The organism is Amycolatopsis sp. lyj-346 (assembly GCF_046548975.1).
Lineage (GTDB): Bacteria > Actinomycetota > Actinomycetes > Mycobacteriales > Pseudonocardiaceae > Amycolatopsis.
This window is the reverse complement of record NZ_JAJPWT010000009.1, coordinates 82,298-105,397: the sequence shown is the minus strand read 5'-3', so window position 1 is coordinate 105,397 and position 23,100 is coordinate 82,298. Positions and strand designations below refer to the sequence as shown.

Here is a 23,100-nt window from a genome sequence, read left to right as displayed (position 1 = left end):
CCGGGAGCGCCTCGACCACAAGGCACTCCCGAAAGGCACCACCCATGGACTCTTCCACCACCGAGCCGTCGCCGGACGTGATCATCGCCGGCTGCGGGCCGACCGGCGCGACGTTGGCCGCCGAACTGCAGCTGCACGGCGTGCGGGTCCTCGTCCTGGAGCAGGAAACCGAGCCCGCGTCGTTCGTCCGCATCGTCGGGCTGCACATCCGCAGTCTCGAGCTGATGGCCATGCGTGGGCTGCTGGACCGTCTCCTCGCCCACGGACGGCAGCGGCCGGCCGGCGGATTCTTCGCCGCCATCCCCGCTCCCGCGCCACGCGACCTCGACTCCGCGCACGCCTACCTGCTGGGCATCCCGCAGCCGGTCGTCGTCCGGCTCCTCGAAGAACACGCGGTCCACCTGGGCGCGCAGGTCCGGCACGGGTGCGCCGTGGCCGATTTTCGGCAGGACGACGACGGCGTGACCGTCGAGCTGGCCGGCGGCGAGCGGCTGCGTGGCCGCTACCTCGTCGGCTGCGACGGCGGGCGCAGCACGGTGCGCAAGCTCAGCGGCGTCGGCTTCCCCGGCGAGCCCTCGCGGACCGAGACGCTGATGGGCGAGATGGAGGTGGCGGCGCCGCCGGCGGAGATCGCCGCCAAGGTGGCCGAGCTCGGCGAGACCCACAAGCCGTTCTGGCTCAGACCGCTCGGCGGCGTCTACAGCGTCGTCGTCCCCGCCGCGGGTGTCGGCGATCGCGCGGCACCACCCACCCTGGACGATTTCCGGCAACAGCTGCGGGCCATCGCCGGAACCGACTTCGGCGTGCACTCCCCGCGGTGGTTGTCGCGGTTCGGCGACGCCACCCGGCTGGCCGAGCGTTACCGGACCGGGCGGGTGCTGCTGGCCGGCGACGCGGCGCACATCCATCCGCCCATCGGCGGCCAGGGCCTCAACCTGGGCATCCAGGACGCGTTCAACCTCGGCTGGAAACTGGCCGCGCAGATCCGCGGCTGGGCGCCGGAGCCGCTGCTGGACACCTACCAGGCCGAACGTCGCCCGGTCGCCGAGGCCGTGCTGGACAACACCCGCGCGCAGATGGAGCTGTCGTCGCCCGGACCGGGCCCGGAGGCCGTGCGCCGGCTGCTCACCGAGCTGATGGACTTCGACGAAGTGAACCGCCACCTGATCGGGAAGATCACCGCGATCGACCTCCGCTACGACTTCGGCGCGGGCCCCGACCTGCTCGGCCGCCGCCTGCGCGACATCGACGTGAAGCAGGGCCGCCTCTACGACCGGCTGCACCGCGGCCGCGGTCTGCTGCTGGACCGGACCGGACGGCTGACCACCGGCGGCCGGCCGGACCGGGTCGACCACCTCGCGGATCCCACAGCGGCCCTGGACGTTCCGGCTGTCCTGGTGCGCCCCGACGGCCACGTCGCCTGGGTCGGCGACGATCAGCGGGACCTGGACGACCACCTCGCCCGCTGGTTCGGCTCACCTCTCCGGTGAAGCCGCGTGGACGGCGCCGAGGCCGGCCGGCTCGTCCGGGGTGAGCCGGAGGTCTCCGGCGGCGACGTTGTCCTCCAAATGACCAAAGGTGCCCGTGCCGGGGATGACCAGCACGTTCGGGCCTCGCCGCAGTGCCCACGCGAGCCGCACCTGCACCGGCTTGCCCCGTGCGCCCGGGCGGTGGCGAGCACCTCCTCGTGCTCGTCGCCGCCCGCTCCCGCCTCCCGTCCGGCGCCGGCGATCGCGAGGAACGGCACGAACGCGATGCCCCTGCTTCCCGCACGTGTCGAGGAACGCGTCTTGTTCCCGGCGGTAGCCCAGGCCGTAGGCGTTCTGCACGCAGACCACCGGCGCGATGCCGAGGTGCCGGATCAGCCCGGCCTCGCGCAGCCCGGCGACGCGCAGGTTCACCAGGGCCAGGTGGTCGCGGCCCAGCAGCACGGCGATCGCCTGGTCACGATCGCGCGAAACGGCGTCGGCGGCGAACGCCTTGCCGTTTTGCGTCAACCGCATCACGCCGAAGCCGATGCGGTTGACGGTCAGGTCACCGAGCGTCCAGGTGCCGGTCGAGTCCGCGATCATCAGCGGAGTCCGGCACCCGCTCCCCGCGGCTCGGCCGAACAGGCCGGTCGCCAGCTCGCCCGTGCTGAGCCCGAGCCGTCCCTGCACCGCGGGCACCCGGGCCAGCCAGGTCGCGAACGCGGCGCCGCACACCGCGAACACGACGGAAACCCCCAGCCGAGCGCGTTTCAGCTCCCCAGTCACCCAGCCACCCTACGGATCTTGGGCCGCGGCGAAGTGGCTGTCCAGGTCCGCCGAGGCCGGCTTCGGGGCAGCCGATCACGACCCCACGGCCGCCGTCGCCCGGCCTACGGTGGCGAAATGAAGTCTCTGAGCCACGACCGGCTGGCCGGCGCCCTCGTCTCCGAAGCGGACCGGTTCGGGACGGCGATCGCGGGTGCCGCCCCGGACGCACACGTCCCGACGTGTCCGGAGTGGACACTGCGGGACCTGGCCTGCCACGTCGGCGTCGCCTACCACAAGTCCGCCGCGATCATCGCGAGCCGGCCCACGGGTTACGTGCCGTTCGAGGCCGTCACGATCGACGGCCCGCCCGCGTTCGACGCCCTCGGCGGCTGGTTGCGCGACGGCGCGGAGCGGCTCGTCGCCGCGGTGGCCGAGGTCGGCCCCGAGACCCCGACGTCGACGTGGACCCCCGATCGGCGTGCCGGGTTTTGGACGCGGCGGCTGACCCACAAAACGGTCGTCCACCGCGCGGACGCGGCCTTCGCGACGGGCACGCCGTACGACGTCGACGCCGACCTCGCCGCGGACGGGATTTCCGAGAGCTTGGGCCTGGTGGCCGTGTTCTCTCGGCAACAGCACCCGGCGCTGGACAGGACGGCGTTGCGGGGCACCGGCGAAACACTGCTGTTCCACGCCACCGAACCCGAGGTCTCCTGGCTCGTCCGGCGGATGCCGCCGGGGGTCGAGGTGAGCCGGGAAACCGCGGAGGCCGACGTCGTCGTCGAGGGCCGCGCCGCCGATCTGCTCCTCGCGCTGACCGGGCGCGTCACCGCGGACGACCCGCGGCTCACCGTGTCCGGCGACGCGGCCCTGTTCCAGCACTGGCGGGAGCACACCCGCTTCTAGACCGCACGTGGCTTGACGGCCGTCGTATAGTCGGTTCCGACTAATAGGGAGCGACTAGTGCCGACACGCAAGATCCGCAACACCCTCGCGCTCGCCCTGCTCGGCCTGCTGCTGGAACGCCCGATGCACCCGTACGAAATGGCGTCCACGCTGCGCGAGCGCTACAAGGGCTCGACGTTCAAGATCAACCCGGGTTCGCTCTACGACACCGTGGAGTCCCTGGCGAAGCACCGCTGGATCGAGCCGGTCGAGACGGTCCGGGAAGGCAACCGGCCGGAGCGGACCGTCTACGCGCACACCGAACTCGGCCGCCAGGAGTTCGTCGCCTGGCTCGACGAGCTCGTCCGCGAACCGGTCGCGGAGTACGCGAAGTTCGTCGCGGCGGTGAGCTACCTCGGCGCGCTCGGCCCGGAGCGGGCCGCCGACGCGCTGGAGGAACGCGCCCGCCACCTCGCCGAACGCATCGACGACGCCGGCACCGCGCTGGCGGAAACCGTCGGCAAGGGCATGCCGCGGCTGTTCATGATCGAGGTCGAGTTCGCCCAGCACGCCTGGCGCGCGGAGCTCGACTGGGCGCGCCGCACGGCCGCCGAAATCCGGTCCGGCTCCCTGCCGTGGCCCGAAAACTCCTGAGGGGAAACCGTGTCCGATCCCGATGTCCTCATCGCCGGCGCCGGCCCGGCAGGCCTGCTGCTCGCCGCGGAGCTCGCGCTGGCCGGCGTCCGCACCACGGTCGTCGAACGCCTGCCGGAGCGGCCGCCGTATTGCCGCGGCTTCACCCTGAACGCGCGGGCGCTGGACCTGCTGGCCCGCCGCGGCCTGGCCGAAGGGCTGGTGGCCGAAGGGCACCGGGTGCCGCACGCGCCGGTCACCGGCCTGCCCGGCCCGCTCCTGCTCGACGGCGCGGCAACGGACCACCCGTTCTCGCTGGGCATCCCGCAAACCCGCGTCGAAGAGGTCCTGGAAGCACGGGCGCGCGAACTGGGCGCCGAAATCCTGCGCGGACACGACGTGCGGTCGTTCACCCAGTCCGCGGACGACGTGCGCACCGTGGTCCACAATGGACGTTTCGGCCGGACGATCCGCGCCCGCTTCCTCGCCGGGTGCGACGGCGGCCGCAGCACGGTGCGCAAGCAGGCGGGAATCGGTTTCCCCGGAGTCGACGCGCGCTGGTACGCCCTGCTCGGCGACGTCGAATGCGAGCTGCCGTACGGCCCTTCGACGGGCCCGGACGGGCGGAGCGTGTTCGTCATCCCGCGGCCGGGGTACGTCCGTGTCGTGGTCCGGGAGGACGACCCGCCGTCGGACAAGGACACACCGGTCACGCTGGAGAGGCTGCAGGCCCAGGTGGATACGGTCCTCGGCCGCCACGTCGAGCTGCGCGCACCTCGCTGGCTGAGCCGCTTCGGCGACGCGGCGCGCTTGGCCTCGCGGTACCGCGAAGGCCGGGTGTTCTTGGCGGGCGACGCGGCCCACATCCACCCGCCGGCCGGGGCGATCGGCGTGAACGTCGCCCTCGACGACGCGTTCAACCTGGGCTGGAAACTGGCGGCGGCGGTCCACGGGACGGCACCGGAGGGTCTCCTGGACACCTACCACACCGAGCGGCACGCGGCGGGCTCCCGGATCCTGGCGAACACGCGGGCCCAGGTGGCGCTGGAGGAAGCCGGCGACGAGCCGTGGGCCGACTTGCTGCGCCGCGTGGCGGCCCACCCGGCGGGGAACCGGGCGCTGGCGGAGATCATCACGGGATTGGACGCGTGTTACGAGCCGGGCGCACACCCATGGCTGGGGCGGTTGGCTCCGGACGTGCCAATGCGGGTTTCGGGAGCCGAGACGCACTTGGCGGCGCTGCTGCACGCCGGACGGCCGGTGCTGCTGGACCTCACGGCTTCGGGATCGTTCGCCACGTGGTCGGCCGGCGTGGAGGTGGTGACCGCTTCGAGTCCGTCCACTTCGGACGTCGACGCGGTACTGCTGCGGCCGGACGGGCATGTCGCGTGGGTGGGCACGCCGGGCTCGGGTGAGGCAGGGCTGGCGGAAGCGGTGCACCGGTGGGTCGGCGATGTTCCGGTTCCGGCATCCGCCTGAGTCAGGCAGCGAGGGCGGGGGCACAGAATCCCCCGCCCTTCCCTGGCAGGGTTCCGGCGAAGTTGCCTGTCTGCGTTTCGCGCCGTCCGTCGCGGGCCGGGGCCGGCGAGGTAGGCGGTCGCTGCGGTGTCGGTGGCGGTTCGGCGGAATCGGGGTCCTCGCCGCCGGCCGGACCCGTGGCCGGGAAACGGCCGGACAGGACTTTGCCGGTCCCCCGCCACTCCCAGGGGGGCGTCCCCAGGTCCAGTCTATCGGCGGGGTGTGACGAAACCCCGGAAACGACCACCGGACGGCCGGCTTATCCACACCCCGGCCCCGTTGTGGACAACCCTCAGCTCGGCCGCTCCAGGATCGCCCGCCGCTCCACGCGCCCGTCCAGCAGGAACTTGCTGTGCACCGTGAAGCCGAGCTTCTCGACCACCCGCGCCGAAGGCTTGTTCGCCGGCTCGTACACCGCCAGCAGGCGGTCGGCCCAGTCTGCCGCGAAAGCCTTGTCGCGCACCGCCGCTGTTGCTTCCGTGGCGTAACCGCGGCCCCAGCCCGAGGGGGCTATCCACCAGCCCATCTCCACCGCCGGTGCGCCGAGGCCGGACTCCGTGGCCGTGCGGCGCACCAGGGAGACCACTCCGTCGAACGAGCCCGGCGCCGCCGATACCGCGAACCAGCCGAATCCGTGCTCGGCCCAGTGTGCGAGCGTTGCCCGATGCTTGGCCAGCGTGTATTCGCGGCTCCACGGCTCGCCCGTCCCCACGTAGCGGACCGTCTCGGGCAGCTGGGCCAACGCGAACAAATCGTCGAAGCAGTCTTCGGACCACGCGTGCAGCGTGAGCCTCTCCGTGGTGATCAGCACCGCCGCAAGTCTAGTGGCGGGCCAGCAACGCGGCGATTCCGTCGAGCTGGCGGTGTAGGCCGAACTCGAACGCCTCGTCGAGGTCGACGTTCTCCACGCCCGTCATCACTTCGGCCAGCACCGGGAACCGGCCCGAAGCCAGGTGCTCGCCCAGCAACGCCAGGTCGGCCTCCAGGCGCTGATCGCCCGTGATGCCCGTGTCCTGCTCGGCCTGGACCTCGAACGCGTTGCTCGCCGCGAGGCCGCCGACCCAGCCGTTGAGCGTCATGATCACCTGCAGCTTCACCCGCCGCTTCAGGCCGGTTCCGGCCAGCGCTCGCAGCGACCAGTCGACCAGCCTCAGCCCCGCCGCCAGCACCGGCGGGCGGACCAGGGAATTGAGCAGGATCGGCGCCAGCCACGGATGAGCGCGGTACGCCCGCCACTGCGCGCGGGCGGCGAGTTCGAGGCGCCGCCGCCACGGCTCCGGGCCCGGCTCCGGCAGCTCCGCCTCCCCGAGCGCGACATCGGCCATCAGCCGCAGCAGCTCGTCCTTGTCCGGCACGTGCCGGTACAACGCCATCGGGCCGACGCCCAGCTCGGCGGCCAGCCGGCGCATCGACAGCGCCGCGAGGCCTTCGGCGTCGGCGAGCGCGATCGCCGCGCGCACCAACGCGTCACGGCCCAGCGGCGGCTTGGCCGGTGCCCGGTCGGCGACGACCGTGCCGCTGCCCGGCACCGCGCGGACCCAGCCCTGCTCACCCAAGGCAGCCAGCGCCTTCGCCGCGGTCGCCATCGCGACGCCCCATTCGCGGACCAGCGCCCGGGTCGACGGGACGCGGTCGCCCGGCCTCAGCTCGCCCGCGGTGATCCGGCGGCGCAGGTCCGCCGCGATCTGCAGATAGGGCGCCTCGGCCACGAACCCCCGTACTAGAACACTTGCCATGCCGACCTAGAACGGTTTCAGGGTACTCCCCCAATATCAACAGCAAGGATTGCCGGGTGTGAATCCCGAAAATACGGTGCGAGTACACCGTATGAAACAGGGGGATCCATGACGACGACCGCTGTCCGCCGCCCGAGGACGTGGGTGTTTCCGCTCGGCCTCCTGGTGACGGCCTTCCTGGTCTTTTCGCTGCCGCCCTACCTCGGGCTCGATCCCGCGCAGTCGCGGATCCCGGCGCCGACCGGCTGGTACTACCCGGTGCTCGTCACGCACATCGGCTTCGCGACCCTCGCCATGGTGACCTGCGCCCTGCAGATCTGGCCGTGGCTGCGGCAGAAGCACCCGGCCGGGCACCGCCGCACCGGGCGCGTGTACGTCTTCGCCGGCGCGGTCCCGGCGTCGATCGCCGGTTTCGCCATCGCCCTCGCGGCGCCGTTCGGCCCGGTCGCGGCCGTGTCGAACGTCCTGCTCGCGGCGCTGTGGTTCGGCTGCACCGTGCAGGGCTACCGGATGGCGCGGGCCCGCCGGTTCGGCGAGCACCGCCGCTGGATGGTCCGCAGCTTCGCGCTGTGCATGTCGATCATCAGCAACCGGGTCTGGGGCGTGCTCTGCGCGGTCGTGCTGACGCCGCAGCTGGAGACGACGTTCGGCGGCAGCGAATTGGCGCTGGGCCAGGCGATCGCGGGGATCACCACGTGGACCGGCTGGGTGCTTCCGCTGCTGGCCGCCGAGTGGTGGCTCGGCCGGGGACGGCGACGCGCGGCCGCGCAGAGGTAGCACGCTCGAGCCGAAGCCCGCGGATCACCGCGGGCCCGGCCGCCGGCGCGCTGCTTGTGAAGCGAGGTCCGGCTCAGTCGTCGATGAGCTCGATCGAGTCCACGACGTTCGGGTAGAACGCCACGTGGTCCTTGATCGGCGCGACCGCGTCGTACGACTTCTCGTACGTCCAGACCGCGTTCTCGCCCTTCACCTCGCCCGCGTCGAGCGAGTAGTAGCTGCTCTCGCCCTTGTACGGGCAGTACGTCTCGTGGTCGGTCCGCTCCAGCACGCTGAAGTCGACGTCCTCCCGCGGGATGTACTGCACCGCCGGGTAGGACGCTTCCTGCAGCGTGAGCGCGTTGCGGCTGTCGGCGACGACGCGCCCACCCGCCTTGACCACCACGCGCGCCTTCGTGGGCTCGACGGTGATCGGGTGGTCCGGGCCCGGCTGCAGAACCTTCTTCGCCATGTCAGCTCCCTAAGAATCCTGTGTACAGGGAGCAGCACGCCGGGCCCGGCGGTTATTCCGTCCCGAGGGATCAGGGCAGGTAGTACATCGGGTTCGGCAGCTTCACCGGACGCAGCGCGTAGCCGCCTTCGAGGTCGCTGAACTGGTCGCCGAGGTTGAGCACGATCTTCGCGCCGGTGGCCTCGATGTGCGCCCGCGTGCCCGACTTGTACTGGACGGTGGTGCAGGTCAGCCCGCACGGCAGGTAGTCCGGCGCGGTCGTCTTCGGCTTGAAGAACGCGCCGGCCGGAGCCGGGTAGCCCTCGTTGGCCAGGTTCTTCAGCGACTGCGGGCCCTGGAACTCGTTGCGGCCGGTCAGGAAGTACACCTTGACGCCGTGCTGCACGACCGCCGGGTTCTTCACCCCGGCCCAGCTGCTGCTGCAGGAAGCGCTTCGCGTCCGAAACGATCCGGTTGGTGTCCTTCACGAACTGACTGGTGTCCGAATAGTGGTGTTTGCCCGCGGCGTCGAGGTAATCGCCGTAGTACGCCTTGACGTCCAGCTTGACCCGGCCGATGTTGGCCGGCTCCTTCGAGCGCGCGGCGGTCGATTCGTCCGAGGACTAGACGACCGGAGGAACCTACGTCACGCTCACCGGGAGTTCCACCCTCCGAAAGTTCATGTGATGCGTTCGGCATGGCACAGGAACGCGACGGGTGCCCGCCCGATCCGCGTCAGCACCACCGACGCTTCCGCGGCACCACGGGGCTTCAGGCGCCGCCGCAGCGCGTCCGGGTCGATGTCGAGGCCCCGCACCAGGATTTCCAGCCGCCCGACGTCGTGTCGCTTGAGGACGGCCTTCAGCGCCTTCTCGGTGTACGGCCCGTGTTCCAGGACGCGGAACGCCCGCACTCCCGGCGGCGGCGTGTCCCCGGTCAGGTACGCGATGCGTTCGTCCAGCTGCCACAACCCGTGCCGCGCCGCGTAGTGGCGGACCAGCCCGGCCCGGACGACGGCACCGTCGGGGTCGACGATCCACTCCCCCGGCTCCCGCGTGGGCAGTTCGTCCGGTTCGGTGTCGGTGACCGTCCACTGTGTCCCGTCCGAGCGCAGCACGCTCGCCCGGCGGGTGACGCCGGTGCCCAAGCCCCGCCAGAGGCAGGATTCGCGCACCTGCCCGTCCAGGGACACCAGCTCGACCTCGTCCGCCCACGGCGTCAGCGCGAAGTCGAGGCCGGGCGCGCACTTCACGGACAGCGCTCGTCCCGGGTGGGCCTCGACCAGCCCGTCCAGCGGCGGGGCGAAGTCCGCGGGTTTCCACGCCCGCCGTCCGGCGGAGTCGCGCCGGGCCGGGTCCGCGACGACGACACCCGAACGGCTCACCGGCCGCAGCGCGTCGGCACGGACGAGCCCGAACGCGACCCCGGCCGTGCTTCCATTGTGCCGCGCCATCTCCAGCCGGACCGGGTCCAGATCGGACCCGAGCGCGCGCCGCGCCACGCGGGCGATTTCGACGAGGTCGGCGCCGACCGAACACGTGACGTCGTGCACGTCGAGCCCCGCGAGCCGGGCGGCCCGGTGCCGCGCCACGATCGACGCGCTCGCCTGCTGGAGCGCGTCGGACGTGAACAGCAAGTCCACACCGGACAGTTTGCCGACGGCTTTCCGCCGCAGCAGCACGGTTTCCAGCACCGCGGCGGCGTGCTCTTCGCCGACCAGACGGCGAACGGCGGCGACGGACGCGATGCGGTCGGTCAGCGGCAGTGCCGCGACCTCGGCGAGCGCCGCCACCCCCGCGTCCGAACGCAGGTGGGCGACGTCGCCGAGGCTGAACGAATAACCCAATTCAGGACGGCCGCTTGGTCCCGGTGATCATGACGTTGTAGAACAGCTCCCGCGGCAGGATCTTGGCCAGGACCTTCTTGTCCACGGCGGACAGCCGCAGCCACAGGTGGTAGGCGAACAGCCGCCAGCGCACGGTCAGCTTCTCGGCGGGCACCGCCGCCTCGAACGTCCGGATCGGCCAGCCCGCGAGCGCTGCCGCAAACTCCTCGGTGACCGCGCGGACGTCCTGGGCGCCGGCGCCACGGGCCCACGACTCCAGCTCCGACGGGTCGAAGGTGTGGATGTCGACCACGGCTTCGAGCGCGGCGGCGCGCGACGATTCGTCCAGTTCGGACTGCGGACGCCGCCAGCCGCGCAGCGCGGGCAGCTTCGTCACGCGGGTGGTCAGGAACCAGGTGAACTGGCCGAGCTTGCGGGCGTAGAAGTCGCCGACCTTGGTCGGCTCGCCGGCGAAGACGAACCGGCCGCCCGGCTTGAGCACGCGCAGCACCTCGCGGAACGCCGCCTGGACGTCCGGGATGTGGTGCAGCACCGCGTGCCCGACGACCAGGTCGAACGTGTTGTCGTCGTAGGGGATGCGCTCGGCGTCGGCGACCCGGCCGTCGACGTCGAGGCCGAGCTTCTCGGCGTTGCGCAGCGCGACCTGGACCATGCCGGGCGAGAGGTCGGTGACCGAGCCCTTCTTGGCGACGCCGCCCTGCATCAGGTTCAGCAGGAAGAAGCCGGTGCCGCTGCCCAGCTCCATCGCGTGCTGGTAGGGCTGGCCGTCCTCGCCCGCGACGGCGTTGAACACGTCGGTGGCGTAGGAGATGCAGCGCTCGTCGTACGAGATCGACCACTTCTCGTCGTAGGTGCCGGCTTCCCAGTCGTGGTAGAGCACGTTCGCCAGCTTGGGGTCGGCGTAGGCCGCCTGGACCTCTTCGGCGGTGGCGTGCGGGTTCGGCGCCGGGTCGTTCACGTCGGTCAAGGCGTCATTTCCCTTCGAAAGTGGCCTTGCCGGGCCCGTTTTCGATGAACGACTTCATGCCGTTCTGCTGGTCTTCGGTCGCCCAGAGAGCGGCGAACAGGTGCGATTCGAGCTTGAGCCCGTTCGCCAGATCGGTGTCGAGGCCGCCGTCGATGGCCGCCTTCGCCGCGCGCAGCGCCACGGCCGGGCCGTTGGCGAACTGCGCCGCCCACTTGTGCGCGGCCGCGTAGACGTCGTCGGGCGCGACGACCTGGTCGACGATCCCGAGGCGCAGCGCCTCTTCGGCCTTGACGAACCGTCCGGTGTAGACGATGTCCTTGGTCTTGCTCGGCCCGATCAGCCGGGCCAGGCGCTGGGTGCCGCCCGCGCCGGGGATGACGCCGAGCTGGATCTCCGGCTGGCCGACCTTGACGTTGTCGCCGGCGACCCGCCAGTCCGCGGTGAGCGCCAGTTCGAGGCCGCCGCCGAGGGCGTAGCCGGTGATGGCCGCGACGACCGGCTTCGGGATGTTGGCGATGGCGGCCAGCGTGCCGGTGAGGGTCGCGCCGAACTTCGCGATCTCCGGGTACGTGCGGGTGGCCATCTCCTTGATGTCCGCGCCGCCGGCGAAGGTCTTCTCGCCGCCGTAGAGGATCACCGCGCGGACGTCGTCACGCTCGGTGGCCTCCTTCGCCAGCTCGGCGAGTTCGGCGGTGACCTGGGCGTTCAGGGCGTTGACCGGCGGCCGGTCGAGCCGGATGGTGCCGACCCCGTCCTTGACCTCCAGGGTTACGAACTCTCCCACGCCCATCCTCCTCGTTGACGACCGGCCAACAAGGGCACTTTCACGTGAAAGTGCCCTTCTTGACGCCCTGCCGGCACCCTACCGGCCGGTAAGCGACAGCTTAGCGACGACGGGCGAAGAAGCGGTCGCCGGAGCGCTCCAGGACGAGGTCCTGGTCGAACGCCTTCGACAGGTTTTCGCTGGTGATGACGTCGTCGACGAGCCCGGACACCACCGCGTGGCCGTCACGCAGCAGCAGCGCGTGGGTGAACCCCGGCGGGATCTCCTCGACGTGGTGGGTGACCAGGACCATGGCCGGCGCGTCGGGGTCCATCGCCAGCTCGGACAGCCGGGCGACCAGGTCTTCGCGGCCGCCGAGGTCGAGCCCCGCGGCGGGCTCGTCCAGCAGGAGCATCTCCGGGTCGGTCATCAGCGACCGGGCGATCAGCGCCCGCTTGCGCTCGCCCTCGGACAGCGTGCCGAAGGTGCGCTCGGCGAGCTGCCCGATGCCCATCGCGTCGAGCAGCTCGGTCGCGCGCGCCATGTCGAGGGTGTCGTATTCCTCACGCCACCGGCCGAGCACCGCGTAGCCGGCGCTGACCACGACGTCCTTGACCAGCTCGTCGCCCGGCACGCGCTGGGCGATGGCGGCCGAGGTGAAGCCGATGCGGGGACGCAGGTCGAAGATGTTGACCCGGCCGATCCGCTCGCCGAGCAGGTCGACCTCGCCGGTGGTCGGGTGCAGCTCGGCCGCGGCGAGGCGCAGCAGGGTGGTCTTGCCTGCGCCGTTCGGCCCGAGCACCACCCAGCGTTCGTCCAGTTCCACGGTCCAGTCGAGGCCGGCGAGGAGGTCGTTGGTCCCCCGGCGGACGCCGACACCGGCCATCCGGACCACGAGGTCGTCAAGTTCGCTGGGCTGGATCGGCTCGCTCACGAGGCCCATTCTGTCTGCCGTCGCGCGCGCGTGCGCACCCGGCCGGGTGAGACGGCGAACCGGCAGGTCGGAACTGTCCACGACGTGGAACGCCCCGGTCGGGGACGGTGGGTTGTGCCACTATCGACGGCATGTCCGCCGACGCGCCCGTGACCCCGGTGACCCGGGGCTCGTTCTGGCGCCGTCGCGCGATCGACCTGCTCCTCGTCGCTTCGGCCGGGTGTACGCGGGCGCGGCTCCGCTGATCCCTCGCGTCCCCGTGAGGCGTGCGGTGCCGCGCTGTCCCGGCGTCCCGATCACCACCCGTTGCGAGGAGCACCCGCGTTGACCACGTCCCTGGTTCGCCCACCCGTCGAAATCCACCCGCAGCTGACCGACCCGCTGCTGCCCGAGCTGCTGCACCCGTCGCGGCTGCTCTGGACGCCGCGCGAGCTGGCCGACCTGACCGCCACCGTCACCACCGAGCTGACCGCGGGCCTGCGCGGCATCCTGCGGTTCGACGAGGATCGCCGCTGGTGGGCCCGGCTGGCGCTGACCGACGGCGTCGAGCTCTGGCTGCTGTCGTGGCTGCCCGGCCAGCACACGAAGCCGCACGACCACGGCGGCGCGTCCGGGTCGTTCACCGTCCTGCAGGGCGAGCTGGGCGAGGAGTACCGCTACCCCGGCGGCCCGGTCCGGCGCCGCACGCACGTCGCCGGCCAGGGCCTCGGCTTCGGCGCCGGCCGCGCCCACCAGGTCACCGGCCTCGGCGACCGGCCCGCGGCCAGCGTCCACGCGTATTCGCCGCCACTGGTGGCGACGCGGGAGTACACCTCGCTCGCCGACGTCCCGGCGGAAATCCCGCCGCTGCCCGCTATCGTCCGGTCATGAGCGCTGTCGATTCGCTGCTGGCCACCGCACGGTCCGGCCTGGACCGGGTCACCCCGGCCCGGGCCCGCGAACTGCAGGAGGCGGGAGCGCTGCTGGTCGACATCCGGCCGCTGGCGAACCGCGAGGCGGAGGGCGAGATCCCCGGCGCGGTGATCGTCGAGCGGATCCACCTGGAGTGGCGGCTGGCGCCGGACAGCGAGTGGCGGCTGCCCTCGGTGACGCCCGGCTCGACGGTGATCGTGGTCTGCAACGAAGGCTATTCGTCGAGCCTGGCGGCGGCCGACCTGCAGCGGCTGGGGCTGGGCAACGCAACCGACCTCGACGGCGGGTTCCGCGCCTGGGCCGCCGCCGGCCTGCCCGTGCAGGCCGGCGGGAGCCCGGCGGTGCCTTAGCAGCCCCCGTTTTCCACGTTACCGAAGGGGACCGACGGTTTTTCGGCCGACACTGTTCAGCCCGCCAGCGCCGGGGCGACGTGCTGGGTGAACAGGTCGATGCCGCTCCGGTCGTACGCGGCCTCCGGGAAGTTCAAGATCGCGTACGACAGGCCGCGCTTGCCCAGTGCGGCGAGGTGCTCGGCGACCTGCTCCGGCGTGCCGACCGTCGGGCCGCTCGCGAAGGTGGCGATCGCCCGCTCGGCCTCCTCCGCCGGGACGTACTTCGCGTAGTGCGCCTTCAGCCAGGCCACCTTCTCCTCGACCGCCTTTTCGGTCTCGGCGAGGACGACGCCGAGGTTGCCCGAGCGCACGATCGCGTCGAAGTCGGTGCCGACGTCCTTGCAGTGCGCCGCCAGGATCTCCGACTTGCGCGTGAACGTCTCCGGCTCGGGGAAGAAGTTCGTGTACCGCGCGTACTTCGCGGCGATCCGGAGCGTCTTCTTCTCGCCACCGCCGGCGATCCACAGCGGGATGCCGCCCTCCTGCGCCGGCAGGGGCCGGAGGATCGCCCCGTCGGTCTTGTAGTGCTTGCCGTCCAATGTGGACGTACCGGTGGTCCACAGGTCCCGCATGATCCGGACGCCCTCGTCGAGCTGGCCGAGCCGCTCGCCGGCGGACGGGAAGCCGTAGCCGTAGGCCCGCCACTCGTGCTCGTACCAGCCGGCGCCGATGCCCATCTCGACCCGGCCGCCGGAGATGAGGTCGGCGGTGGCGGCGACCTTCGCCAGGTAGGCGGGGTTGCGGTAGCCCATGCAGGTGCACATCTGCCCGAGCCGGATGGTCTCGGTCGACGCGGCGAACGCCGAGATCAGGGACCACGCCTCGTGCGTGGCCTCCTCGGTCGGGACGGGCACGGTGTGGAAGTGGTCGTAGACCCAGATCGATTCGAAGGGGCCCGCCTCCGCGTGTTTCGCGAGGCCGAGCATGGTCTTCCAGTGGTCCGCGGGGTCGATGCCGGCCAGGTCGAGCCGCCAGCCCTGCGGGACGAACATTCCGAAGCGCATGCCTACAACTTAGCTCTGCTCAGGGATGTGCGCGGCGTGATTTCACGGCTGGAGCCGCTCCAGGTCAGCGGCCGGTGAGGTGGTCGAGCACGGCGTCGCACAGGTCCTGCAGGTTGTCGCGGTACGCCACGCGATCCACGTCACCGAGCCGCGGATCGACCGGCTCTTCGGGTTCGGGCCCGGGAGCCGGCCCGCCTCGCCGGACCGGTGGCGGCGGCAGCAGCGGCGGCCCGCCGACCGCCGGTACCGGCGCGGCCACCGCCACGGCGTGCTCGGGGAGCACCGGCCGGAGCGCGGCGAGTTCGCCGGCCGCCTCCCGGCAGGCGGCTTCCGCCAGTTCGCCCAGCTCCGCAAGGGTCTCGGCGTAGTCGTCCAGCACCCGGGACGCGAGGTGGTGGGCGTCCGCGGCCGAGCGCAACTGCTTCGCCAAGCGCCCACGCGTGTCGCTTCCTGGAGTTCGCCGAGGGACCTGGCGAGCAGCACGTCACCGGTCTGCTCGGGCTTGGCCGCGTACCGCAGCCCGGGGGAAGCCGCGCACCAGCTCGGCGATCAACGACGGCGGGAGCGAGAAGGCGCGCTCCCGCCCGGTGCCGCTCCGGGCGGGGGCCGGTGACATCCGGCGGCGCCGCGGTACTCGTCCAGCGCACCCCGGTCGCCGAAGACACACAGCCAAGCGCCGCGCGCGCCGAGGTCGATGACGGGCTCGTGACCGGCGTCGGCCGGCGCGCACCAGAACCGGTCCAGGAACCATCGGACCACCGCGGCCGAGTCCAGGTGGAAGCTCTCGATCGGACTGGCCGGGACGGTCCTGGCGGACCCGGGCGCGGCTGGTGAACTCAGGCCAGCACCACGCGCGCCAGCTCGGCCGGCGTCGCCAGCAGGCCGTGCTTCGGCAGCACCCGGACCGTGTAGCCGATCGAGCCCGGCCGCGGCAGCTTCACGCGGGCCGCGAACGCGCCGATGCCGTCGGCGGTCATCGGGACCGTCACCGGGTCGCGGAGCTCGTCGTCGTCGGCCACCCCGCCGACCACCGCCTGGATGTCCACTTCGGACGCGTCGAGGCCGGCCAGGTCGATGCGGGCCCTGATGGTCACCTCGGTGCCCACCACCAGCGGCTCGGTCGCCTCCACCAGCAGCTCCGAGTCGAAGATCCGCAGCCGCGGCCACGACACCTCGAGTTTCGTGCGGTAGTCCGCCAGCGACAGCGCGCCGCGGTAGCCGTCACCGGTCGCCGCCGCGACCATGCGGGACGCCGGCAGGTAGCCGTTGTCGACGTACTCGCGGACCATCCGGGACGCCTGGACGCGCGGGCCGAGCGTCTCCAGCGTGTGCCACACCATCGACAGCCAGCCCGTGGGCACGCCGTCGGGCGAGCGGTCGTAGAACAGCGGCGCGATCTGCTGGCCGAGCAGCTCGTACAGGGCCGCCGCCTCCAGGTCGTCGCGGCGGAGCGGGTCGGCGACGCCGTCCGCGGTCGGGATCGCCCAGCCGTTGCTGCCGTCGTAGCACTCGTCCCACCAGCCGTCGCGGATGGAGAGGTTCAAGCCGCCGTTCAGCGCCGACTTCATCCCCGACGTCCCGCACGCTTCCAGCGGCCGCACCGGGTTGTTCAGCCACACGTCGCAGCCGCGGTAGAGGTAGCGCGCCATCGACATGTCGTAGTCGGGCAGGAAGACGATCCGGTGCCGCACGTCCGCGCCGTCGACGAACCGGACGATCTGCTGGATCAGCTGCTTGCCGTTCTCGTCGGCCGGGTGCGACTTGCCCGCGACGACCACCTGGATCGGCCGATCCTCGTGCAGCAGCAGCGTCCGCAGGCGGTCGGGGTCGCGCAGCATCAGCGTCAGCCGCTTGTAGGTCGGCACGCGGCGGGCGAAGCCGACGGTCAGCACGTCCGGGTCGAAGACCGAGTCCACCCAGCCCAGCTCCAGCGGCGACGCGCCGCGCTGCAGCCACGCCGCACGCACCCGGCGCCGCACCTCGTGCACCAGCTTCTCGCGCAGCTCGCGCCGCAGCTCCCACAGCTGGGCGTCGGAAACGCCGTCGCGCAACGGCCCCTCGCCGACGTCGAGGCCCCATTCCCGGCCGAGCAGCGTGCTCAGCTCGCGCGCGACCCACGTCGGGCCGTGGACGCCGTTCGTCACCGACGAAACCGGCACCTCGTCGTGGTCGAACCCGGGCCACAGCCGGGAGAACATCTTGCGCGTGACGCGCCCGTGCAGCTGCGAGACGCCGTTCGCGCGCTGCGCCAGCCGCAGGCCCATGTGCGCCATGTTGAACAGGCCGGGGTTGTCCTCGGCGCCGAGCGCGAGCACGCGGCGCGGGTCGATGTCGGGCACCAGGCGGCCGTCGTTGAAGTAGCGCTGCACCAGGTCCACCGGGAACCGGTCGATGCCCGCGCTGACCGGGGTGTGCGTGGTGAACACCGTCCCGGCCCGGACGGCGGGCATGGCCTCGTCGAAGGCGAGGCCGTCGGCCTGGACGATCTCGCGGGCGCGCTCGAGGCCGAGGAACCCCGCGTGTCCCTCGTTCGTGTGAAACACCATGGGCTGCGGGTGCCCGGTCAGCTCGCAGTACTTCCGCACCGCGCGGAACCCGCCGATGCCGGCCAGGATCTCCTGCCGCAGCCGGTGGTCGGCGTCGCCGCCGTAGAGCCGGTCGGTGACGCCGCGCAGGTCTTCGTCGTTGGCCTCGGTGTCGGTGTCGAGCAGCAGCAACGGCACCCGCCCGACCCGGGCCTGCCAGATCTGCGCGCACAGCTCGCGCCCGCCCGGCATCGCGACGCCGATCAGCACCGGCCGCCCGCCCGCGGTCAGCAGCTCCAGCGGGAAGGCGTTCGGGTCGATCACCGGGTAGTGCTCGACCTGCCAGCCGTCGAGCGACAGCGACTGCCGGAAGTAGCCGTTGCGGTAGAGCAGCCCGACGCCGACCATCGGCACGCCCAGGTCGGACGCGGCCTTGAGGTGGTCGCCGGCCAGCACGCCGAGGCCGCCGGAGTAGTTCGGCAGCGCTTCGGTGACGCCGAACTCCATCGAGAAGTAGGCAACCGCGGACGGCAGGCCGTCGTCTTCCCGGCGCTGGTACCAGCGTGGTTCCGACAGGTACTTCTCCAGGTCCTCGGCCGCGGCACGGGCGCGCGCGAGGAAGTCGTCGTCGACGGCGAGCTCGTCGAGCCGCGCCGGCGGCAGCGCGGTGAGCATCCGCAGCGGGTCCCGCACGGCGTTGAAGAGCTCGGCGTCCATCGACGCGAACAGGTCACGCGTCGGCGGGTGCCACGTCCAGCGCAGGTTGGTGGCCAGCGCGCCCAGGCCGGACAGGGAATCCGGGAGACTGGCGCGGACGGTGAACCGGCGGACTGCACGCATGGGAAGCGACGATATCGGGCCGCGGGCCGCGGTGCGCAGGGAGTAGTTCGGGGATAACGTGCACGCCCCGCGTATGCCCTGGGTAGGGTCCTGCCCGTCGGGTACCGGGTGGGCACGAGAGCGAGTTGGACAGATGATCCCAGGGGGAGGACGGCGGGCGCTGATCGCGCTGCTGGCCGTCGCGGCGGTCGCCGTGAGCGGGTGCAACGGCAAGGGCGGTTCGAACAGCGGACCGGTCCAGGACAACGGCGCCGGATCCGTGTCCGGGCTGCCGGTGACGCACTTCGAGAGCGGCCTCAAGCCGGACGCGCCGACGCCGAGCCTGAACGTCCGCAACGCCGACGGCGGCGAGGACGACAAGCTCGCCACCGCCGCGATCGCCGACGTCCAGACGTACTGGGGCGAGATGCTGCCCGCCAACTTCGGCGAGCAGTTCGAGCCGGTCAAGGCCCTGCTGTCCTACGACGCGCAGACCGACACCGAGGAAACCGGCTGCGGCAGCGTGAAGAAGCTCGTGAACGCGTTCTACTGCCCGGTCGACGACTCGGTGGCGTGGGACCGCGGCGTGCTGCTGCCGATGCTGCGCCAGCGCTTCGGTCCGATGTCGGTGGTCGTGGTGCTCGCGCACGAGTTCGGCCACGCCGTCCAGTACCGGCTCGGCGACAAGGCCGGGATCGCCAAGAACACCCCGACCGTGGTCAAGGAACAGCAGGCCGACTGCTTCGCCGGCGGCTACTTCCGCTGGGTCGCCGAGGACAAGAGCAAGTACTACCGGGTGTCGACGTCCGAAGGCCTGAACCAGGTGATGGCGTCGATGTTCCTGATCCGCGACCAGGCGGGCACCAGCGCGGCCGACAAGGGCGCGCACGGCACGGCGTTCGACCGCACCTACGCGTTCCAGGCCGGGTTCGAGAAGGGCCCGAAGGAGTGTGCGGGGATGACCGCCGAGAACATCAAGTCCCGGCTCACCGAGCGTCCCTTCGACAAGGGCGACAAGGGCAAGGGCGACGCGAAGTTCAACGCCCAGACCGTCGAACTGCTGAAGAAGAGCCTCGACGAGGCGTTCAAGGGCGCCGGGGTGGCCGCGCCGGAGATCACCGACAGCGGCAGCTGCCAGACCACGCCGCCGGCGTCGTACTGCCCGGACGACAACACCGTGAGCATCGACATGGCCAAGCTCGCCCAGCTGGCCCAGCCGATCGACCGCGAGGCCGAGATGAAGGGCGAGGACCCGGGCGGCATGGGTGACTTCGCGGCGTTCTCGGAGGTCGCGGCCCGGTACGCGCTGGGCATCCAGAAGGGCGTCGGCGCGTCGATCGACAACGCCAACGCGGGCCTGCGCACGGCCTGCCTGGTGGGCGCCTGGGCGGCGTTCACCAACCGGCCGGGCGACCTGCGCCTGTCGGCGGGCGACCTCGACGAGGCCATCGCGGACCTGCTGCAGCCGGAGAGCCTCGTGTCGGCGGACGTCAACGGGAAGCGCCCGGACAGCGGTTTCGACCGGGTCGAGGCGCTGCGGAAGGGCTACCTCGAGGGCTCGGCGGTCTGCTCGAAGCAGTACGCCTGATCGGTTTCACGGAAAGGGCCCCCACCGCGGTGGGGGCCCTTTCCCGTGCGTTCTAGAACAGGGCGCTCGCGAGGTCGCGGCGGGCCTTCATCACCCGGTCGTCGGCCGGGTCGAACAGGTCGAACAGGGCCACCAGGTGCTCGCGGACCTTGTTGCGGTCCTCGCCCGCCGTGCGGCGGACGGTGTCGATCAGGCGCTTGAAGCCCGCCTCGACCTCGTTCGCCGCGATCTCCAGGTCGGCCGCGTCGAGCTGGGCCGCCAGGTCCGACGGGTCCGCGTCCGCCTTGGCGCGCGCCTCCGGGTCGGCGTTTTCGGCGCGGGCGGTGAACTTGACCTGGGCCAGGGCGTTCTTCGCCAGCTCGTTCGCCGGTTCGACGTCGAGGATGCGCTCGTACGCGGCCTGCGCGGCGGCGAAGTCGCCCCGCTCGAAGGCCTCTTCCGCCTCGGTGAAGCGCGGGTCCTCCGGCTCCTCGACCGGGCCGCCCGCCGCCTCCGCGTCCCGGATCCCCGGCAGCTTGTCGCGCAGGGCGTCCAGGAGCGAATTGATCCACTTCCGGATCTCCGGCTCGGGCAGGGCGCCGGAGAAGGCGTCGACCGGCTGGCCGCCGGCGATGGCGACGATCGTCGGGATGGACTGCGCGCCGAACAGCTGCGCGATCCGCGGGTTCGCGTCGACGTCGACCTTCGCGACGACCCACGCGCCACCGGACTCGGCGGCCATCCGCTCCAGCACCGGGGACAGCTGCTTGCACGGGCCGCACCACTCGGCCCACAGGTCGACGACCACGAGCTGGTGCAGGGACCGTTCCACGACCTCGGCCTGGAAGGTGGCCTCGGTGACATCGATCACGGCACCGCCCGGGGCGGGCCGCGGCGGCCCGTCACCACCGGCGGGGCCGGCGGGCGGGGCCGGTTGCCGTTGCGCCGCTTCGGCACGGGCCTTGAGCGCGGACAGGTCGACCGCGCCGGAGAGGGCGGCGGACAGGGCCGCTGACTTCGCTGCAGATCCGCGTGGTTGTGTCACGGTTCCATCCTGGCACGGGCACCGGAGGAGTTTCACCGGGTGCCCGGCCCGTCCGCCGGGCAGGACGGCGGCCGCCGGCCGCCGACCGGTGCCGCACGCCCCGCGCCGTGGGCTTCGGCACCCTCCCGCCCCGTCCGCTTGGCAGGACGGCAGCGCTGAGGCAGGCTCGGCCGGGTGCACATCCGGCGTGACGTGAAGGTGGGGCTGTCGATCACCGCCGCCGTCGTCTGGGTCGGCGCGGTCACGCTGCTCATCGCGCACGAGCCGGACCCCGGCGCGGCCTCACCCACCGAACTGCGCGACCGGCTCGCCGCGGCCCTCACCGGCCACGACGCGGACGCCTTCGCCGACCTCGTCGACTACCCCGGCTCGGGCGGCGACGACTTCGCGAAGGAGTACGTCTCGGTGCTCGCCGGCCGCGGCGTCCACGGTGTGCGCGTCGAGCTGGGCCCGGACGCGGGCGCCCCGACCCAGGCGACGATCTCCGGCGCCCTCGGCGACGGCAAGCCGTTCAGCTACCCGCTGACGGTGACGAGCGACGACGGCCGCTGGACGGTCGCCTTCACCCCACCTCTCCCCTGACCCGAGCGCCCCAATGTGGCCTTGGTTGCGTTCAACGCACCGAAGGCCACCTTGGGTGCGTTCAACGCACCGAAGGCCACATTGGGGCGCTGGAAACCGGTCAGTCCTCGCGGAGGTGGGCTTCGATGCGGTCCACCTTCGCCTCGAGCTGGCCGGAGAAGCCCGGCCGGATGTCCGCCTTCAAGACCAGGCTGACCCGGGACGAGCCTTCACCCGCGGCCTCGACCGCGCGCTTCACGACGTCCATCACCTGATCCCAGGACTCACCTTCCACGTTCGTGAACATCGCGTTGGTCGAGTTGGGCAGGCCGGACTCGCGGACCACTTTCACCGCGCGGGCCACGGCTTCGCTCACCCCGCCGTCGGGGTCCCCGCCGGACGGGCTGACGCTGAACGCGACGATCATGCTCGGAAGTCCCTTCTTCGGTGGTCGTTTCCGCCAGTCGTGCGACACCCGCCGGTACCCGCTGGTAACTTCGCGTGTCATGAACCGTCCGCTGCCGTTCGACCCGATCGCCCGCGCGGCCCGGATCTGGGAGGACCGGATCGGGCCCTCCGGGACCATGGCCGCGGTGACCGGGGTGATGCGGGTCCAGCAGATCATCCAGTCCGCGGTGGACGGCGCGCTCAAGCCGCACGGCCTGACCTTCGCCCGGTACGAAGCACTGGTGCTGCTCACCTTCGCCCGCAGCGCCAGCCTGCCGATGCGGGTGATGGGCGAGCGGCTCCAGCTGCACCCCACCAGTGTCACCAACATAGTGGACCGGCTGGAGCGCGACGGGCTCGTGAAGCGGGTCCCGCACCCGACGGACCGCCGCACGACGCTGGTGGAGATCACCACCGAGGGCCGGGCGCGCCGCGAGGCCGCGACCGAGGCCGTCACCGCCATCGACTTCGGGCTCAACGGGCTGACCGAGCGGCAGACCGAGCAGCTGACGGACCTGCTGACGAAGGTGCGCCGCGCCGCCGGGGACTTCAGCGAGTAAGGGCGCGGCTGCGCACCGCCAAAGAAGGCACCGCCAAAGAAGGCACTGTCCAAAAAGAAAGGCCCGCGCCGAAGCGCGGGCCTTTCTCACGTCTTGGGAAGTCAGACGGCGACGGGTTCCTTCGCCTGGAACAGGCCGACCCCGCCGTGGGACAGCCGCTGCGGGCCGTCGAGCTTGCCGTTGCGCAGCGCCCACTTCTCGAACAGCCACGTGAACAGCGGCGGGATGCTGGCCAGCAACGCCAGGACCAGCGTCTTCGGGCGCCAGCCGAGCGGCTTCGCCACGGACAGGGAGATCACCACGTAGAGGACGAAGATCACGCCGTGCACCATGCCGAGGACGGGAACGCCGCCCTCGCCGGAGGAGTGGACGACGTACTTGAGGAACATCCCGACCAGCAGCCCGGCCCACGAGAGGGCTTCGGCTACCGCGGCCACGCGGAACACTAGAGCGGCCTTGCTGGACACTTCTTCCTCCTGTGGGGTCTCACCACGTTGTTTCATGACACAAGAAAACGCCCGACACCGTCCAAGGCGGACTTG

General features: G+C 71.8%; 23 protein-coding genes and 2 pseudogenes. 10 read left to right on the top strand and 15 right to left on the bottom strand.

The features are described 5' to 3' along the window. Nucleotides 1-44: 44 nt before the first annotated feature. Nucleotides 45-1,490 (top strand): FAD-dependent monooxygenase, encoded by a 1,446-nt coding sequence (locus tag ACLJQE_RS25465; RefSeq protein WP_410641867.1) that lies wholly within the window; start codon nucleotides 45-47, stop codon nucleotides 1,488-1,490. Here the strand turns inward: ACLJQE_RS25465 and ACLJQE_RS25460 are convergent. Continuing rightward, nucleotides 1,476-2,072, bottom strand: a pseudogene (locus tag ACLJQE_RS25460) (aldo/keto reductase). The gene ACLJQE_RS25465 and the pseudogene ACLJQE_RS25460 overlap by 15 nt on opposite strands. 300 nt (nucleotides 2,073-2,372) lie before the next feature. On the opposite strand from ACLJQE_RS25460, the gene ACLJQE_RS25455 reads away from it, so the two are divergent. The 3 genes from ACLJQE_RS25455 to ACLJQE_RS25445 are packed head-to-tail and all read left to right on the top strand — an operon-like array spanning nucleotide 2,373 to nucleotide 5,234. Beyond that, the gene (locus ACLJQE_RS25455; protein ID WP_410641866.1) at nucleotides 2,373-3,143 is read left to right on the top strand and encodes a maleylpyruvate isomerase family mycothiol-dependent enzyme; all 771 of its coding nucleotides are present in this window, start codon (nucleotides 2,373-2,375) and stop codon (nucleotides 3,141-3,143) included. 57 nt (nucleotides 3,144-3,200) lie between these two features. Next, on the top strand, nucleotides 3,201-3,776 hold the full coding sequence (locus ACLJQE_RS25450; RefSeq protein ID WP_410641865.1) for a PadR family transcriptional regulator: 576 nt from the start codon (nucleotides 3,201-3,203) through the stop codon (nucleotides 3,774-3,776). A 9-nt stretch (nucleotides 3,777-3,785) separates the two neighbouring features. After that, nucleotides 3,786-5,234, top strand: a complete 1,449-nt coding sequence (locus tag ACLJQE_RS25445; RefSeq protein WP_410641864.1) for an FAD-dependent monooxygenase — start codon at nucleotides 3,786-3,788, stop codon at nucleotides 5,232-5,234. Nucleotides 5,235-5,565: 331 nt separating this feature from the next. Here the strand turns inward: ACLJQE_RS25445 and ACLJQE_RS25440 are convergent, their stop codons facing one another. Together ACLJQE_RS25440 and ACLJQE_RS25435 are read right to left on the bottom strand one after the other, a co-directional pair. Next, the gene (locus ACLJQE_RS25440) at nucleotides 5,566-6,084 is read right to left on the bottom strand and encodes a GNAT family N-acetyltransferase (RefSeq protein WP_410641863.1); all 519 of its coding nucleotides are present in this window, start codon (nucleotides 6,082-6,084) and stop codon (nucleotides 5,566-5,568) included. A gap of 10 nt (nucleotides 6,085-6,094) precedes the next feature. Continuing rightward, nucleotides 6,095-6,982, bottom strand: a complete 888-nt coding sequence (locus ACLJQE_RS25435) for a TetR/AcrR family transcriptional regulator C-terminal domain-containing protein (protein WP_410641862.1) — start codon at nucleotides 6,980-6,982, stop codon at nucleotides 6,095-6,097. Nucleotides 6,983-7,117: 135 nt separating this feature from the next. Here ACLJQE_RS25435 and ACLJQE_RS25430 point away from each other — a divergent pair, with 135 nt between their 5' ends. Beyond that, nucleotides 7,118-7,786, top strand: coding sequence for a DUF2306 domain-containing protein (locus ACLJQE_RS25430; RefSeq protein ID WP_410641861.1), 669 nt, complete (start codon nucleotides 7,118-7,120; stop codon nucleotides 7,784-7,786). A gap of 73 nt (nucleotides 7,787-7,859) precedes the next feature. Here ACLJQE_RS25430 and ACLJQE_RS25425 read toward each other — a convergent pair whose 3' ends face one another. The 6 genes and pseudogenes from ACLJQE_RS25425 to ACLJQE_RS25400 all read right to left on the bottom strand — a co-directional run bounded on the left by ACLJQE_RS25425 (nucleotide 7,860) and on the right by ACLJQE_RS25400 (nucleotide 12,735). Next, nucleotides 7,860-8,237, bottom strand: coding sequence for a DUF427 domain-containing protein (locus ACLJQE_RS25425; protein WP_410641860.1), 378 nt, complete (start codon nucleotides 8,235-8,237; stop codon nucleotides 7,860-7,862). Between the two features lie 70 nt (nucleotides 8,238-8,307). Next, nucleotides 8,308-8,794, bottom strand: a pseudogene (locus tag ACLJQE_RS25420) (HAD family acid phosphatase). 101 nt (nucleotides 8,795-8,895) lie between these two features. Further along, nucleotides 8,896-10,062 carry a THUMP-like domain-containing protein gene (locus ACLJQE_RS25415; RefSeq protein WP_410641859.1) on the bottom strand — a complete coding sequence of 389 codons (1,167 nt, stop codon included), beginning with the start codon at nucleotides 10,060-10,062 and terminating at the stop codon, nucleotides 8,896-8,898. 1 nt (nucleotide 10,063) lies between these two features. Then, nucleotides 10,064-11,029 carry a class I SAM-dependent methyltransferase gene (locus ACLJQE_RS25410; protein ID WP_103350402.1) on the bottom strand — a complete coding sequence of 322 codons (966 nt, stop codon included), beginning with the start codon at nucleotides 11,027-11,029 and terminating at the stop codon, nucleotides 10,064-10,066. A 4-nt stretch (nucleotides 11,030-11,033) separates the two neighbouring features. Then, entirely contained in the window at nucleotides 11,034-11,813 is a 780-nt protein-coding gene (locus ACLJQE_RS25405) for an enoyl-CoA hydratase/isomerase family protein (protein WP_410641858.1), read from the bottom strand. Nucleotides 11,814-11,913: 100 nt separating this feature from the next. Beyond that, entirely contained in the window at nucleotides 11,914-12,735 is an 822-nt protein-coding gene (locus ACLJQE_RS25400) for an ABC transporter ATP-binding protein (protein WP_410641857.1), read from the bottom strand. 315 nt (nucleotides 12,736-13,050) lie between these two features. Between ACLJQE_RS25400 and ACLJQE_RS25395 the strand changes: the two genes are divergently transcribed. Then, nucleotides 13,051-13,596, top strand: coding sequence for a cysteine dioxygenase (locus ACLJQE_RS25395; RefSeq protein ID WP_410641856.1), 546 nt, complete (start codon nucleotides 13,051-13,053; stop codon nucleotides 13,594-13,596). Then, nucleotides 13,593-13,988: a rhodanese-like domain-containing protein gene (locus ACLJQE_RS25390; RefSeq protein WP_410641855.1), complete on the top strand. Its 396-nt coding sequence runs from the start codon at nucleotides 13,593-13,595 to the stop codon at nucleotides 13,986-13,988. Before ACLJQE_RS25395 ends, ACLJQE_RS25390 begins: the two co-directional genes overlap by 4 nt. Before the next feature lie 56 nt (nucleotides 13,989-14,044). Here the strand turns inward: ACLJQE_RS25390 and ACLJQE_RS25385 are convergent, their stop codons facing one another. From ACLJQE_RS25385 to glgP, 3 genes are all read right to left on the bottom strand, one after another. Continuing rightward, nucleotides 14,045-15,034 carry an LLM class F420-dependent oxidoreductase gene (locus tag ACLJQE_RS25385; protein WP_410641854.1) on the bottom strand — a complete coding sequence of 330 codons (990 nt, stop codon included), beginning with the start codon at nucleotides 15,032-15,034 and terminating at the stop codon, nucleotides 14,045-14,047. A 64-nt stretch (nucleotides 15,035-15,098) separates the two neighbouring features. Then, complete coding sequence (locus ACLJQE_RS25380; RefSeq protein ID WP_410641853.1) at nucleotides 15,099-15,464, bottom strand: hypothetical protein; 366 nt, start codon at nucleotides 15,462-15,464, stop codon at nucleotides 15,099-15,101. Between the two features lie 406 nt (nucleotides 15,465-15,870). After that, the gene (gene glgP, locus ACLJQE_RS25375; RefSeq protein WP_410641852.1) at nucleotides 15,871-18,399 is read right to left on the bottom strand and encodes an alpha-glucan family phosphorylase; all 2,529 of its coding nucleotides are present in this window, start codon (nucleotides 18,397-18,399) and stop codon (nucleotides 15,871-15,873) included. Between the two features lie 133 nt (nucleotides 18,400-18,532). Between glgP and ACLJQE_RS25370 the strand changes: the two genes are divergently transcribed. Further along, a complete protein-coding gene (locus ACLJQE_RS25370; protein ID WP_410641851.1) occupies nucleotides 18,533-19,966 on the top strand; it encodes a neutral zinc metallopeptidase in 1,434 nt (477 codons plus the stop codon). A 52-nt stretch (nucleotides 19,967-20,018) separates the two neighbouring features. Here the strand turns inward: ACLJQE_RS25370 and ACLJQE_RS25365 are convergent, their stop codons facing one another. Continuing rightward, complete coding sequence (locus tag ACLJQE_RS25365) at nucleotides 20,019-20,990, bottom strand: tetratricopeptide repeat protein (RefSeq protein WP_410641850.1); 972 nt, start codon at nucleotides 20,988-20,990, stop codon at nucleotides 20,019-20,021. Nucleotides 20,991-21,164: 174 nt separating this feature from the next. Here ACLJQE_RS25365 and ACLJQE_RS25360 point away from each other — a divergent pair, with 174 nt between their 5' ends. Continuing rightward, on the top strand, nucleotides 21,165-21,572 hold the full coding sequence (locus ACLJQE_RS25360) for a hypothetical protein (protein WP_410641849.1): 408 nt from the start codon (nucleotides 21,165-21,167) through the stop codon (nucleotides 21,570-21,572). Between the two features lie 100 nt (nucleotides 21,573-21,672). On the opposite strand, the gene ACLJQE_RS25355 is transcribed toward ACLJQE_RS25360, so the two are convergent. Then, the gene (locus ACLJQE_RS25355; protein WP_410642119.1) at nucleotides 21,673-21,978 is read right to left on the bottom strand and encodes an MTH1187 family thiamine-binding protein; all 306 of its coding nucleotides are present in this window, start codon (nucleotides 21,976-21,978) and stop codon (nucleotides 21,673-21,675) included. A gap of 79 nt (nucleotides 21,979-22,057) precedes the next feature. On the opposite strand from ACLJQE_RS25355, the gene ACLJQE_RS25350 reads away from it, so the two are divergent. Beyond that, nucleotides 22,058-22,558 carry a MarR family winged helix-turn-helix transcriptional regulator gene (locus ACLJQE_RS25350; RefSeq protein WP_410641848.1) on the top strand — a complete coding sequence of 167 codons (501 nt, stop codon included), beginning with the start codon at nucleotides 22,058-22,060 and terminating at the stop codon, nucleotides 22,556-22,558. 101 nt (nucleotides 22,559-22,659) lie between these two features. On the opposite strand, the gene ACLJQE_RS25345 is transcribed toward ACLJQE_RS25350, so the two are convergent. Continuing rightward, on the bottom strand, nucleotides 22,660-23,025 hold the full coding sequence (locus tag ACLJQE_RS25345; protein ID WP_086844911.1) for a DUF3817 domain-containing protein: 366 nt from the start codon (nucleotides 23,023-23,025) through the stop codon (nucleotides 22,660-22,662). Between the last annotated feature and the right edge of the window lie 75 nt (nucleotides 23,026-23,100).